This window comes from Actinoplanes sp. CA-131856, from assembly GCF_050956135.1.
Classification (GTDB): domain Bacteria; phylum Actinomycetota; class Actinomycetes; order Mycobacteriales; family Micromonosporaceae; genus Actinoplanes.
The window spans coordinates 10,247,538-10,260,167 of the sequence record NZ_CP191849.1; the positions used below are offsets into that span (position 1 = coordinate 10,247,538).

General features: G+C 70.9%; 13 protein-coding genes and 1 pseudogene. 7 read left to right on the top strand and 7 right to left on the bottom strand.

The window, feature by feature from the left end:
* The first annotated feature begins 14 nt into the window (after positions 1 to 14).
* A complete protein-coding gene (locus ACQP2X_RS47250; RefSeq protein ID WP_498692761.1) occupies positions 15 to 347 on the top strand; it encodes a hypothetical protein in 333 nt (110 codons plus the stop codon).
* 155 nt (positions 348 to 502) lie between these two features.
* Here the strand turns inward: ACQP2X_RS47250 and ACQP2X_RS47255 are convergent, their stop codons facing one another.
* From ACQP2X_RS47255 to ACQP2X_RS47265, 3 genes and pseudogenes are all read right to left on the bottom strand, one after another.
* Complete coding sequence (locus tag ACQP2X_RS47255; RefSeq protein ID WP_498692763.1) at positions 503 to 883, bottom strand: contact-dependent growth inhibition system immunity protein; 381 nt, start codon at positions 881 to 883, stop codon at positions 503 to 505.
* 214 nt (positions 884 to 1,097) lie between these two features.
* Positions 1,098 to 1,568: pseudogene (locus tag ACQP2X_RS47260) on the bottom strand (putative T7SS-secreted protein); the annotation flags it as partial.
* Positions 1,561 to 1,878 (bottom strand): hypothetical protein, encoded by a 318-nt coding sequence (locus tag ACQP2X_RS47265; protein ID WP_498692764.1) that lies wholly within the window; start codon positions 1,876 to 1,878, stop codon positions 1,561 to 1,563. The gene ACQP2X_RS47265 and the pseudogene ACQP2X_RS47260, both read right to left, overlap by 8 nt.
* A gap of 189 nt (positions 1,879 to 2,067) precedes the next feature.
* Here ACQP2X_RS47265 and ACQP2X_RS47270 point away from each other — a divergent pair, with 189 nt between their 5' ends.
* The gene (locus tag ACQP2X_RS47270) at positions 2,068 to 2,553 is read left to right on the top strand and encodes a glutathione peroxidase (protein WP_498692766.1); all 486 of its coding nucleotides are present in this window, start codon (positions 2,068 to 2,070) and stop codon (positions 2,551 to 2,553) included.
* Here ACQP2X_RS47270 and ACQP2X_RS47275 read toward each other — a convergent pair.
* Positions 2,550 to 3,335, bottom strand: coding sequence for a DeoR/GlpR family DNA-binding transcription regulator (locus ACQP2X_RS47275; protein ID WP_498655772.1), 786 nt, complete (start codon positions 3,333 to 3,335; stop codon positions 2,550 to 2,552). The two genes, ACQP2X_RS47270 and ACQP2X_RS47275, sit on opposite strands and share 4 nt — an antisense overlap.
* A 193-nt stretch (positions 3,336 to 3,528) precedes the next feature.
* On the opposite strand from ACQP2X_RS47275, the gene ACQP2X_RS47280 reads away from it, so the two are divergent.
* Genes ACQP2X_RS47280 through nagA form a run of 3 tightly spaced genes read left to right on the top strand, consistent with a single transcriptional unit; the run spans position 3,529 to position 6,463 of the window.
* Positions 3,529 to 4,443 (top strand): SIS domain-containing protein, encoded by a 915-nt coding sequence (locus tag ACQP2X_RS47280; protein WP_498692767.1) that lies wholly within the window; start codon positions 3,529 to 3,531, stop codon positions 4,441 to 4,443.
* A gap of 17 nt (positions 4,444 to 4,460) precedes the next feature.
* On the top strand, positions 4,461 to 5,378 hold the full coding sequence (locus tag ACQP2X_RS47285) for an ROK family protein (protein WP_498692768.1): 918 nt from the start codon (positions 4,461 to 4,463) through the stop codon (positions 5,376 to 5,378).
* Positions 5,330 to 6,463 (top strand): N-acetylglucosamine-6-phosphate deacetylase, encoded by a 1,134-nt coding sequence (gene nagA, locus ACQP2X_RS47290; RefSeq protein WP_498692769.1) that lies wholly within the window; start codon positions 5,330 to 5,332, stop codon positions 6,461 to 6,463. Before ACQP2X_RS47285 ends, nagA begins: the two co-directional genes overlap by 49 nt.
* On the opposite strand, the gene ACQP2X_RS47295 is transcribed toward nagA, so the two are convergent.
* A complete protein-coding gene (locus tag ACQP2X_RS47295; protein ID WP_498692770.1) occupies positions 6,422 to 7,141 on the bottom strand; it encodes a phosphatase PAP2 family protein in 720 nt (239 codons plus the stop codon). The genes nagA and ACQP2X_RS47295 overlap by 42 nt on opposite strands.
* A gap of 10 nt (positions 7,142 to 7,151) precedes the next feature.
* Positions 7,152 to 8,576, bottom strand: coding sequence for a trypsin-like serine peptidase (locus ACQP2X_RS47300; RefSeq protein WP_498692771.1), 1,425 nt, complete (start codon positions 8,574 to 8,576; stop codon positions 7,152 to 7,154).
* A gap of 120 nt (positions 8,577 to 8,696) precedes the next feature.
* Here ACQP2X_RS47300 and ACQP2X_RS47305 point away from each other — a divergent pair, with 120 nt between their 5' ends.
* The gene (locus ACQP2X_RS47305) at positions 8,697 to 9,917 is read left to right on the top strand and encodes a DUF4032 domain-containing protein (protein ID WP_498655779.1); all 1,221 of its coding nucleotides are present in this window, start codon (positions 8,697 to 8,699) and stop codon (positions 9,915 to 9,917) included.
* Here ACQP2X_RS47305 and ACQP2X_RS47310 read toward each other — a convergent pair.
* Positions 9,897 to 11,651 carry a potassium channel family protein gene (locus ACQP2X_RS47310; protein ID WP_498692772.1) on the bottom strand — a complete coding sequence of 585 codons (1,755 nt, stop codon included), beginning with the start codon at positions 11,649 to 11,651 and terminating at the stop codon, positions 9,897 to 9,899. The two genes, ACQP2X_RS47305 and ACQP2X_RS47310, sit on opposite strands and share 21 nt — an antisense overlap.
* A gap of 113 nt (positions 11,652 to 11,764) precedes the next feature.
* Here ACQP2X_RS47310 and ACQP2X_RS47315 point away from each other — a divergent pair, with 113 nt between their 5' ends.
* Positions 11,765 to 12,622, top strand: coding sequence for a hypothetical protein (locus ACQP2X_RS47315; RefSeq protein ID WP_498692773.1), 858 nt, complete (start codon positions 11,765 to 11,767; stop codon positions 12,620 to 12,622).
* Positions 12,623 to 12,630: the final 8 nt, after the last annotated feature.

A 12,630-nucleotide genomic window follows, 5' to 3' on the forward strand; every position in this document is an offset into this window, starting at 1 on the left:
GGGGAGGTAAGCAGATGGCGACGTCGAACAGCGCACCGCCCGGTTCCCGGTACGCCGACCAGCGGCACTATGTGGTCGCGGCGAGCCTGGACAGCCTGCGCGGCCCGATGAGGGGCATCGTCACCCTCGACCGAGGGCTGGACTGGTCCGGTGACGGCACCTACGACCTGGAAGATGCCGGCGACCTCCAAGTGATGTACCAGACCGTGCTGAACCAGGCGTCAACCACTGACGATCTGAGCCGATGGCTCAGCGGCGACATTTTGCGCCAAATCTGGCCGAGCCTGTGGCTTCCCGTGCGTCTGCGAATGCTGTGGCAGTCCCATTTCCCCGAATTGGCCGGCTGAGGGATGGAGCCGGGCCTCCTCAAACTGGCGGACTTCGGCCTCCGGGTGGCGGCCCAGTATGGCTTCGCCTTGGCTGGCGGCTTCGCCGTCCAAGCGTTTCGCTCAGTGGCGCGACGACCTCCTCACCCTCGGCTCGTAGCGGCGACCGCCGGCCGTCACGCCCTGAAGGCGCCAATTGCGTTCCTGGTCGCCTCGTCAAGTTCTTCGAGGTCCACAGCTCTGGCCACCGCCCGAAGCCGTGCCGCCTGATCGGTGTGCCGCTCCCAATAGCTGTGTGGCGCCCGCACCACCGCGGCCAGCAGGTCGCCGGGGTAGAAGTCGCCCTCGGCCAGCGGATCGCGCTCCAGCTCGTCCAAGGCCAGCGGCACGAGCGTCTCGAGCCCCTCCTTCTGCCCGATGAGCACGCGCAGCCCTTCCACGCCCAGCGTCCCCACCGGCTGCCTCCGCAACGTATAGACCGTCGCCATCAGCCGTGAGGCATCCGCCGGCGGCTCGCCCCACGCCTTCCCCTCGATCTCTTCCAGCGACTGCTGCACGTCTGTCTCCTAAATACGGGAGCAGCAGCCCGCCGGCCAGGGCAGCGGTCTCGCCCGGATGCTGGATCATCGCGTTGCCGAACGAGGCCAGCCCGTTGACGACGTCCGCGCCCACATCGAGCGCGAAGTCGCCCACAGCATCCAGCCAACTCGACTCCTCCGGCGCCGCGTCCGCTTCCGCATCGAGGAACCGCGCCGCAGTGTCACCCTCCTGAACGACCTGGTCACGCGCGTTCCGCAGGGTGTCCCGCGCCGCCTGCCGCCCGGCCTCACCACTGTCCACGAAGGGCGCGACGACCTGCCCCGGCACCGCCTGTGCCACCTGCTGGTCATACGCCTGCCGGGCGCGCGCCGACGCGGCCTCACCCTCGTCCCACAGCCGGATTGCCTCGGCCGCCTGGCCCTGCGCCCATCGCAGCGTGCCCGCGTAGACGGCCAGACCGTCGGCGGCGGTGGCAAGCGAGTTGGACGCCTCGTACCACTTGTTGGGCTCGTAACTGAACTTCTCCCGAAACGCGTCGCCGGCCGCACCCGTCCACGCGCCGGTGTCGATGTCAACCAGGCCGTCGCCGGCCTTTTCCGCGTTCGCCGCCCTGTTCCGCAACGCCCGTACGTTGCTCTCCACCGCCGCCGGATCACCCGGCACCAACACCAGCGGATCGTGGGTCTGCCCGAGTTCAGTCATCGACGACTCCCGCGGCGGGGTCGGTGGTCAGGCGTCCCGCCGAGGCGGCGTCCGCCGACCGGTAGGCCCTCGCCGCCTCGTCCAGGATCTTCCCGATCGCCTCGGCGTCCTCCACGAGGATGTCGAGACCCTCGTTCCACCGGTCGCAGAAGTTCTCCATCGCCCGGTGCAATCCCGCGTGCCCGTAGGCACCGGCCGCCCCGTCCAGATTTTCCAGAGCGGAGTCGCGCTGGTCAGCCACGCTTTGCCTGATGCCCGCCGAGGCCGACTCCAGGACCTCGACCTCCACGTGAAACCCGAGACCGTCCATCGTCTCTCGCCTGCCTTCACCCCATGTCGGCGGTCCGTCGAACGTCGCTCCCGCGAGGCTAGACCTCACACGCAATATCGACGTTGATCAAATTCATGCGGTGAATGGGTCCGGGAGCGGGACGCCGGGCGGCGCGCTGAGGGAGACTTGCGGGCGGATGCGATAAATGCGAGGCCGGAGGCTGGCTAGATGACTGCTGTTCAGGACATTCCGCTGCGGACGATCGATGGGGAGACCTCGTCGCTCGCCGCCTATGACGGGCAGGTTCTGCTCGTGGTCAATGTGGCCTCGAAGTGTGGGCTCACGCCTCAGTACGACGGGCTGGAGAAGCTGCACGAGCGGTTCCGCGACAGCGGCTTCAGTGTGCTCGGCTTCCCGGCCAACGATTTCATGGGGCAGGAGCCGGGGACCGACGAGGAGATCGCCGAGTTCTGCCGGAGCACCTTCGACGTTCAGTTCCCGATGTTCTCGAAGATCTCGGTCAAGGGCGAGGGGCAACACCCGCTGTACGCCGCCCTGACCGCGGCCCGCCAGCACGAGGACGGCAGCGTCGACGTGCAGTGGAACTTCGAGAAGTTCCTGATCTCGCGCACCGGTGAGGTCGTCGGCCGCTTCTCGCCGCGGACCACCCCCGAGGACGAGACCCTCGTCAAGGCCATCAAGGCCCAGCTCTAGGCGCAGATGACCTGCACTCCGGCGTCCCTGAGCGCGGCCACCACCTCGGCCGGGGCGCCGGAGTCGGTCACCAGGGTCTCGACCTTGCTGATCGGGCAGATGCGGGCGAACGCGTGCCCGCCCAGCTTCGACGAGTCGGCGATCACCACGACCCTTTTCGCGCGGGCCACCATCAGGCTGTTCATGGCCGCCTCGCCCTCGTGGTGGGCCGCCGCGCCCAGCTCCACGTCGAGCGCGTCCACCCCCAGCAGCACGATGTCGAGGGTGACTTCCTTCAGCAGCGCGCCGCCGAGCGGGCCGACCAGCTCGAACGACTGCGGCCGGACCACGCCGCCGGCCACCACGATCTTCATGCGGGAGCGGACCAGCAGCTCGTTCGCGATGTTCAGCGCGTTCGTCACCACGGTGAGCTGGGCACCTTCGCCGCCGGCGTTCAGGTCGGGGCGTACGGCCAGGGCCCGCGCCACCTCGGTCATCGTCGTGCCGCCGTTGAGGCCGACGACCGTTCCGGGGGTGACCAGCCGGGCCGCGGCCTCCCCGATCCGCTGCTTCTCGGCCGAGTGCTTGGCGCTCTTGTAGCGCAGCGGCAGGTCGTACGACACCCCGTTGGCGACGGCGCCGCCCCGGGTGCGGGTGATCATCTGTTGCTGGGCGAGCTGGTCGAAGTCGCGGCGGATGGTGGCCTGCGAGACGTCCAGGCGCTCAGCCGCGTCCTCCACGCTGACCCGGCCACTCTCCGCGAGTAACTCGAGCAGGGCATTCCACCGCGCGTACCGGTCCACCGAGACTCCCCGATGAGCGTTCCATGATAAGAGTGTGCACATTAGTGAGCGAAAGCCCGGGAAGCAAACCTCGGCGCTGCGCGGTACGTCAATCAGTGCTTGCGTCTACGGCGGCCTTCCACGCAGAATGGCGCTCGAAAGTGCCTAAAACCGAGCGCATATGCGCAGCGACGCACGGTGTGAAGGGTGACCCATGAGCTACGTCAAGGTGGAGATCGCCAGCCAGCCCGAGTGCTGGCGCAAGGCCGCCGAGCTGGCCGACTCCCCGGGCCTGCCCGCCACGGGCGAGAGGGTCGCCGTCGTCGGTTGCGGCACGTCGTGGTTCATGGCCAAGGCGTACGCCTCCCTGCGCGAGCGCGCGGGTCACGGCGAGACCGACGCGTTCCAGGCCTCCGAGTTCCCGCAGGGCCGGAAGTATGACCGGATTGTCGCCATCACCCGCTCGGGCACGACCACCGAGGTCCTCGATCTGATCAAGGCCCAGCGGAACACCACCGTCATCACGGCCGTCGCCGACCAGCCGGCCGCGAAGATGGCCGAGAGCGCCATCGTCCTCGACTTCGCCGACGAGCGGTCGGTCGTGCAGACCCGCTTCGCCACCAGCGCCCTCGCGCTGCTGCGCTCCCACCTCGGCGAGGACATGGACCCGGTCGCGGCCGACGCCGAGGTCGCCGTCCGCCTGCCGTTGCCGGTGCACCCGGCGCTGGCCGAGCAGATCACCTTCCTGGGCCGGGGCTGGACCGTCGGCCTGGCCGAGGAGGCCGCCCTGAAGTGCCGGGAGGCCGCCGGATATTGGGCCGAGGCGTACCCGGCCATGGATTACCGGCACGGCCCCATCGCGATCGCCGCCCCGCGCCGCGTCGTCTGGGCGTTCGGCGACGTCCCGGCCGGCCTGGCCGACGACGTCGAGGCCACCGGCGCCTCGTTCGTGCACAGCCGCCACCACGGCGGTTACGCCGCGCTGGGCAGCTGGTGCGGGGGCCGGGCCCCGCTCGACCCGATGGCCGACCTGGTCGTGGCCCAGCGCGTGGCCGTGCTGCTCGCCACCAGCCAGGGCCTCGACCCCGACCACCCCCGCAACCTGACCCGCTCCGTGATCCTGGGATGACGAAAGTCGATCCTGGGATGACGAACGTCGTCGTCGCGCTGGACGTCGGCGGCACGGGCATGAAGTGCGCCCTGGTCGGCACCGACGGCACGGTCCACCACTCCGAACGCCATCCCACCCTGGCCGAGCGCGGCCCCGAGGCGGTCCTCGGCACCATCGTCGACATCGCCGACGGGCTCGCCGCGACCGCACGGGAGAAGAGCCTGACCCCGATCGCCACCGGCATCGCCGTGCCGGGCGTGGTCGACGAGGCGAACGGCGTCGCCGTCTGGTCGTCCAACATCGGCTTCCGTGACGTCCCGGTGCGCGAGCCCCTGGAGAAGAGGCTCGGCCTTCCCGCCGCCCTGGGTCATGACGTCCGCGTCGGCGGCATCGCCGAGGCGCGGCTGGGGGCCGGCCGCGGGCGCGGTCACGTGCTCTTTGTGGCGATCGGCACCGGCATCGCGGCCGCCCTGGTGGTCGGCGGCGCCGGCTATGCGGGCGCGCACGGCGCCGCCGGCGAGCTCGGCCACATCGTGGTCCGCCCCGGCGGCAACCCCTGCGGCTGCGGCCAGCGCGGCTGCCTGGAGGCGCACACCTCGGCCAAGGCGGTCGGCCGCCGCTACGCGGAGCTGTCCGGCCGGCCCGGTGCGACAGCGTTCGACGTGGTCAGCCACCTGGAGACGGACGACCTGGCCCGTACGGTGTGGCACGAGACCGTCGACGTGCTGGCCGACGGCCTGGTCATCGCCCAGGCCCTGTACGACGTCGACGTGCTGGTGCTGGGCGGCGGTCTGGCCGAGGCGGGCGAGGCGCTGCTCGGCCCGCTGCGCGAGGCGTTCGCCGCCCAGGTCACCTTCCACCGCATCCCCGAGATCGTCCGGGCCGAGCTCGGCGACGAGGCCGGATGCGTCGGCGCCGCCCTGCTCGCCCTCGACCACCTGGAGTCACTGTGACCCGCATCGGCGGCCGCATCGTCCGTCCCGGCGCCGTCGTCGAGGGCTACGTCGAGGTCGACGGCCCGGCGATCCTCGAGGTCACCGCGGGAAACAACGCCGGCGACGACGTGATCGTGCCCGGCTTCGTCGACATCCACTGCCACGGCGGCGGCGGGCACACCTTCACCACCGGCGACGCCGGGTCGGCCCGGGCCGCGGCCGCCTTCCACCTCGGTCACGGCACCACGACCATGCTGGCCAGCCTGGTCAGCTCCCCCTTCGAGCTGATGCGCGACGCGACGGCGGCCTATCTGCCGCTGATCGAGGAGGGCGTCATCGCCGGCGTGCACTACGAGGGCCCGTACCTCTCCGAGGCCCGCTGCGGTGCCCAGAACCCGGCCTATCTGCGCGATCCCTCGATCGACGAGCTGCAAGAGCTGATCAAGACCGCGGCCGTACGCCTCGTGACGATCGCCCCCGAGCTGCCGGGCGCCCTGGAGGCGATCGCGTTCCTGCGCGAGAACGGTGTGGCGGCCGCCGTCGGGCACACCGACGCCACGTACGAGCAGACCCTGGCCGGCGTCCGGGCCGGCGCCGCCGTCGGCACCCACCTGTTCAACGGCATGCGCCCGCCGCACCACCGCGAGCCCGGCCCGGTGATCGGCCTGCTCTCGTCGCCGGTCGTGTGCGAGCTGATCGCCGACAACACCCACCTGCACCCGGGCATGCTGTCCTTCGCCGCCCGGACCGCCGGCCCGGACAAGGCCGCGCTGATCACCGACGCCATGGACGCCACCGGCATGGCCGACGGCACCTACGATCTGGGCGGCCAGGAGGTCACCGTGGCCGACGGGGTGGCCCGGCTGGCCCGCAACGGCTCGATCGCCGGCAGCACCCTGACCATGGACGTGGCCCTGCGCAACACGGTCGCCGCCGGCGTCTCCCTGCCGGACGCGGTCGCCATGGCCAGCACCACCCCGGCCCGCGTCCTCGGCCTCGCCGATCAGACCGGCGCGCTGGAGGCCGGCCTGAGCGCCGACCTGGTCGTACTAAATCCGGACTTAACGGTGAAGCGCGTCATGCGGCGTGGCGTCTGGGTATAGCGGCCGCTCCCAGCCTCCCAGTCGTGGCAGCGGAACAGCGTCCCAGCTCACGCAGGAGATCAACCGGGCCAGAACCAACCCCAGCAGCAGCCCGGCCACCGAGTCGGTCAGCCAGTGGAAGCCGGTATAGACGGTTGTGCAGAAGACGATCGCCACCGGTACGACCCGTATCAAAATCGTCTCGCGGACCGTCAGCGACCGCCGCAGCAGCGCCGCGATCAAGAGAGCCAGCACCGCGTACCAGACCAGCGAGTTGCCCAGGTGCCCCGACGGATAGCTCATCGCCTCGGCCCCGGACGCGTACGGATTGTGCATGACCGTCTTGTCCGGCCCGTCGAACCGCGGCGCCGCGCGGTCGGCCCAGATCTTCAGGGGCCCGATGGTGACGTACGTCAGAACGAAGCCCGCCACGAACGGCATCACCGCCCGCACCGACCGGGTCCGCCACGTGAGCACCCCGGTCAGGATCAGCGCGACCGGCATCAGCACCTGGCCGCCCTGCCCGAAGTAGTTCAGCACCCGGGCCGTCCAGTAGACCGGGTCGGGCTGGTGCGCGAACGCCCAGTCGGCCACCCGCTGATCGAGCGTCAGCAGGTGGCCGTTGATCAGGGCGACGGTGAGCGCGACGAACGCCGCGAGGAACGCGACGTCGGGCCACCAGCTCTTCGGTTTACGCACGCCCTCAAAGTTAGATGTACTTGCCCAGCTTCGCGGCCAGCAGGTCACCGCGGACGCCCGAGTTGGGGCAGCCGCCGAAGTGGTGCAGGGCCACCACCTTGTCGGTCTTGCGGGACAGCACCGGCGAACCGGACGAGCCGCCCTCGGTGTCGCAGTAGTACGCGACGTCCGACTGGGTGGCGTACCCGTTGTAGCCGGGGTCGACCACCGAGCAGTTGCCGGCCTTCTCGCCGAGCGAGCCGGCGATCCGGGTCGGCTCGCCGGCCGGGTGCTGCGGGACGTAGAGCTCCTGGTTCTTCGCCGGGCGGGCGGTGTCCAGGGTCAGGTAGCCGAATTTCCGTACGGCCGCGAAGTTGGAGACCGAGAAGAGCGTGTAGTCGTAGACCCGGTCGGTCGTCAGGACACTGGCGCCCCACACCTTGGTCGGCTTGTAGACGTCGTAGCCGCCGCACTGCGCGCACTGATAGTTGAACCAGACCTCGGTGTCGTGGGCCTCGGCCGTGCTGGTGAAGCAGTGGTTGTTGGTGAGCATGCGGTTCTGGGTGCCGATCCGCCAGCCGGTGCACAGCTCGGTTCCGTTGATCAGGAGCCGGGCGATGGCCTTCGACTTCGTGTAGGCGACCGGGTCGGACGAGCGGTAGCAGACCGCGTCGGCCGAGGTGTCGCTGCCACAGACCGATTCCTCTTTGCCCGTACGCCCGGGCGCCGTCAGCTGCTTCTCGGGCTGCTTGCGCTGCTCGGAGCGGCTGAAGCCCTTGGCCACCCGGTCGACGTCGACGCCGAGCGTGCCCAGCAGCTCGCCGAGCCGCAGCGGATCGGCCGGGCCCCGGTGCATCTCGAGCACCGCGGTGTCGCCGGTGACCGACATGGCCCAGCGGTCGCTGTCGTGCTCGCTCAGCTCGGGAGCGTCGTAGCGGTAGGACTCGGTGCCGTCGGCGTTGGAGACGGTCACGTAGTCGCCGGGCAGCATCGCCATGCGGGAGAAGTGCAGCTTCACATAGGACGCGCCCGGATAGCGGAACGTCTCCTTCTTCGGCTGGCCGCCCAGATAGCCGAGCAGCCGGCGCACATTGAGCAGCTCGCCGACCTTCTGCCGGCCGTCGCCCTGCACGGACGCCGACTCGTGCCGGCCCTCCTGGTCGAGGAGCTCCGGTTCCCCGGAAGGGGCCACTGTGACCGATGAGGCGCCCGGCGCCGGGGTCACTCCCGCGGCCGGCGCGCCGGGCAGGCCGGCCATCGGGGCCGCCTCGGCCTGGGCCGCCTGTTCCGCGAGTTCCGCTTGTTCCGCTGCGACGGGCGTGCGCTCCACCGGTGCCTGCTGCCAGGTGCCGACGGGCCGGGGTTCGTCCGCGGCCCTCCACGCGGTCGCGCCGGCCGTGCCGGTCAGGGCCAGAGCCGCGCAGGCCGCGACTGCTATGCCTGCCTTACGTCGCATTTAGTTCAACCCGCCATTCACGTCATATCAGGGACATATGTGCTAATCAGGCGTTCTCGCTTGTGTGTAACGAGCCACCTGCGGCAGCGACGCGCCGGGGAGACCGTGCACACTGGTTCGGTGCGAATCACTTCCGCCGTCGTCGACCCAGCGCTGCTGGAACTGCCGTGGGGCATTCCGCTGGAGGAATGGCCCGCGGATCACCTGGTCGCCCTGCCCCAGGGCATCTCCCGCCACATCGTGCGGTTCGTGAAGCTCAACAACGTCGTGTACGCCCTCAAGGAGACCCGGGAACGGATCGCCGAGAAGGAGTACGACCTCTTGCGCGCCCTCGAGCGCATCGACTTCCCGGCCGTCGAGGCGGTCGGCATCGTCACCGACCGCGAGGACGCGAACGGCGAGCCGCTGGAGAGCGTGCTGATCACGCGGCACCTCCAGTTCTCGCTGCCCTACCGCGCGCTGTTCTCGCACGTGCTGCGGCCGAACACGCTCAACCGCCTGCTCGACGCGCTGGCCGCCCTGGTGGTGCGCATGCACCTCACCGGCTTCTCGTGGGGCGACTGCTCACTGTCGAACACGCTGTTCCGCCGTGACGCCGGCGCCTTCGCGGCCTACCTGGTCGACGCCGAGACCGGCAACCTCTACCCCAAGCTCTCCGAGGGCCAGCGCAGCGAGGACGTCGAGATCCTGCGGCTCAACATCTTCGGCGAGCTGCTCGACCTCGAGGCGGCCGAGCTGCTGCACGAGTCGATCGACCCCGAGGCCGTGGTCGACGACATCGTGGCGCGGTACGAGCGGCTGTGGCACGAGGTGACGTACGAGCAGAAAGTGCCCCGTGACGACGCCCGGCACGACATCGAGGGCCGCATCCGCCGCCTCAACGAGCTCGGCTTCGACGTGGCCGAGGTGGCCATGTCCACGACCGACGGCGGATATCGGGTACGCCCGAAGGTCGTCGACGCCGGCTACCACACCCGCCGCCTGCTGCGCCTGACCGGCCTCGACGCCGAGGAGAACCAGGCCCGCCAGCTCCTGAACGACCTCGACACCTACCGCGCCGAGAGCCTGCTCACCGACGAACAGCAGGCCGCGCACCGCTGGCTCACCGAGGTCTTCGAGCCGGTGGTCCGGGCCGTGCCGCCCGACCTGCGCCGCAAGCTGGAGCCGCAGGAGATCTTCACCCAGGTCATCCAGCACAAGTGGCTGCTCTCCGAGCAGGCCGGCCGCGACGTGGGCATGGCCGCGGCCGTGCAGTCGTACCTCAAGGACATCCTGGCCAAGAAGCCCGACGAGCAGGCCGTCCTCGGCGTCGAGGTGGGTTCACTCGCCGGCGGTCTCTAGCGGCCGCGCCGCCTGCTCCAGCAGCACCCGCAGGCCGGCCCGGCGGGCCACCACCACGATCTCGTCGCCCGGCGCCAGCACGCGCCGGGCGTCGGGCAGCCAGTCGACCCATTCGGAGCCGGCCGCGGTCATCCCGATCACCCGGGCGCTCTCCGGGCGGTCGGCACTCTGCACGGCCGCCCCGTCCAAGGCCGAGCCCGGCGTCACCTTGACCGCGGCCACCAGCAGCGCGTGCCGCTCGACCGGGATGGTGGCCAGCACCTCGCGTTCCAGCATGGCGGCCGCGAAGGCCGGCGCGCACAGCCGCGAGACGCTGCGGGAGATGTCGATGTTGAACGCGTCCTGCACCCGCCGCGCGAAGTCGTCGTCGAACAGCCGCAGCACGACCCGGATGCCGTCGCGGGCCTGCCTTGCGTGCAGGGCGGCCTGGAGGTTGACCGCGTCGTCGGTGGAGACCACGACCAGGGCCTGGCAGTTCGCGATCGACGCCGAGCGCAGCGTCTCCTCCAGGGCCGCGTCCCCGATGATCACCGGCACGTCCAGGCTCTCGGCGACCTTCACGCCGCGGGCCTCCGGATTGCGGTCGATCGCCACCACGTCGAGGCCGAGATCGGTCAGCTGGCGCAGCACCCGGGTGCCGACGTTGCCCAGCCCGACCAGCACGATGTGGCCCGAGTAGACCTTGAGGATCTCGCCCCGGTCGAGGGCCAGCCGGGTCTTGACCACGCCGTCGACCACGGCCGCGGTGACCAGCGGCAGCAGCGCCACCCCGGCCAGGGTCAGCACGAGCTGGGCGGCCTGGGCGGCCGGCTTGTTGTTCTCCTCCACATCGGACGACCCGACAACGGTCAGCAGCGTGATGTAGATCGACTTCCAGAATCCCTGTACGCCCGTGAAGTGACTCAGCAGCACCCCGGAGACCAGGGTGAGGCCGAGCGCGACCAGCACCGCGATGCCCAGTTTGCGGCTCAGGCCGACCCGGATGGCCCGGCCGACCGACAGCCACGGCCGGCGGCGCCGGCCCTCGCGGGAGAGCCGGCGGGCGGTCACCGCCTGCGCGGCCGGCCGTCGCCCGGCCTCGGCCAGCACGAGGTCGGCCGGCTTGGCCTCCGAGTCCGGCGGCAGCACCGTGGTCGTGCCGTTGCCATCCGATGTGGCCAGCGTGAGCAGGACCGCGTCGTCCGGCACGTCGGCCCGCCGGGCCACGTTCATGGTGCGGGCCGCGTAGCGGAAGTGGGTCGGCGCCACCTCGCCGAGCGCGGCCGCGACGAAGGCGGGCGCGGCCATCGCGGCGTCCGAGAGCACCGCGCAGTCCGCGAAGAGCCGCCTGACGCCGTACGCCAGACCGGTGTTGAACATCCGGATGACGAGCCGCAGGTCGCCCTCGACCGCGCGGGCGCAGAGAGCGGCGTGGAGGTTGACCATGTCGTCCGGCATCACCAGGGCCAGCGCGTCGGCTCCGGCCAGGCCGGCGTCGCGGAACGTGCGCTCGTCGAGCCGGGTCGCGGTGATCACCCGAACCCCGCGGGCCCGCAGGTCACCCAGATCGGGGACGGCCGTCTTCAGCTCGGGCGGGGTGATCAGGGTGAGCCGGACCCGGTGGCCGGAGCGGGCCAGCTCCTCGGCCAACGTGTAGACCAGGGCGTCCGATCCGCAGATCACCATGTGCGGGCGGGCGTCGTTCGTGCGCTCGCGCAGCCGGGCCATGAGGGATCTGCCTTGATCGGTTGCCACGCCGCGATCGTAACCAGCCGGAACCCGCCGCCGGGGCCGCTCGTTGCCCCATCCGAGCCTTAAGTCCGAATTGGGTTAAAGGTCAGCATCCCCCAGTCGCCAGGAGGAGTTCAGTGCGCAAAACGATCGTCGCCGGAGCGGTGCTCGCCGGAGGGATCTTCCTGTTCGGGGCCACCCCCGCGCAGGCCGATCTGCTGCCGGGCGTGGGCACCGACACCGCCGAGCAGCAGCTCGACCAGCGTCTCGCCGACGTGCTCGGCCAGAGCAACGGCGTCAATGTGGACAATCCACTGCGCTACAGCTCGCTCAACGACAGCCCGCTCGCGCAGAACCCCGTCGTGGGCTTCCGGGCACCGACCGGCACCCCCGACCTGAACCCGCTGCTGCCCGGCAACGCCGCCAACGAGCCCAAGCCGCAGCTCCCGGCGGCCGACGTGGTCGGCGGAACGCTCCAGCGCACCCGCAACGGCCAGGCCCTCGACCGGCCGCTGCGCGACGTCCCGCTGCAGGAGCTGCCGCTCCAGGGCTCGCCGCTGCAACAGCTCCCGCTCCAGGGCTCGCCGCTGCAGCAGCTTCCGCTCCAGCAGCTGCCCCTGCGCAACCTGCCGCTGCTCGGCAACTCCGGCGGTCTGCCGGTGGTCGGCGGCCTGCTCATGCCCGACGGCCAGCCGTCGGCCGGCCTGACCCGCCCGTCGGCCGGCCTGAACCGGCCGATCGCGCGCAAGGCGACCGGCGACCCCGCCGACACCAGCGGCCTTCCGGCCGGCGGCATGGCCATCATCCCGGCCGCCGACCCTGGTTTCTCGCAGGCGAAGCCGAACAAGCGGCCGAAGCCCGCTGCCGCGGCCGCCCCCGCTGCCGCCTCGGTCACGCCCGAGGACCCGCGCCTGCACGAGGAGCCGATCGACGAGCACCGCCAGTTCTCCCCGAACGGCCGCCCCGTCGCCGGGATCGACCAGCAGTACAAGTAGTCCCGTTC

Coding starts and splice junctions, on each gene's coding strand:
- ACQP2X_RS47250 (WP_498692761.1), top strand. CDS start 15: ATGGCGACGTCGAACAGCGCACCGCCCGGTTCCCGGTACGCCGACCAG.
- ACQP2X_RS47265 (WP_498692764.1), bottom strand. CDS start 1,878: ATGGACGGTCTCGGGTTTCACGTGGAGGTCGAGGTCCTGGAGTCGGCC.
- ACQP2X_RS47270 (WP_498692766.1), top strand. CDS start 2,068: ATGACTGCTGTTCAGGACATTCCGCTGCGGACGATCGATGGGGAGACC.
- ACQP2X_RS47280 (WP_498692767.1), top strand. CDS start 3,529: ATGAGCTACGTCAAGGTGGAGATCGCCAGCCAGCCCGAGTGCTGGCGC.
- ACQP2X_RS47285 (WP_498692768.1), top strand. CDS start 4,461: ATGACGAACGTCGTCGTCGCGCTGGACGTCGGCGGCACGGGCATGAAG.
- nagA (WP_498692769.1), top strand. CDS start 5,330: ATGCGTCGGCGCCGCCCTGCTCGCCCTCGACCACCTGGAGTCACTGTG.
- ACQP2X_RS47300 (WP_498692771.1), bottom strand. CDS start 8,576: ATGCGACGTAAGGCAGGCATAGCAGTCGCGGCCTGCGCGGCTCTGGCC.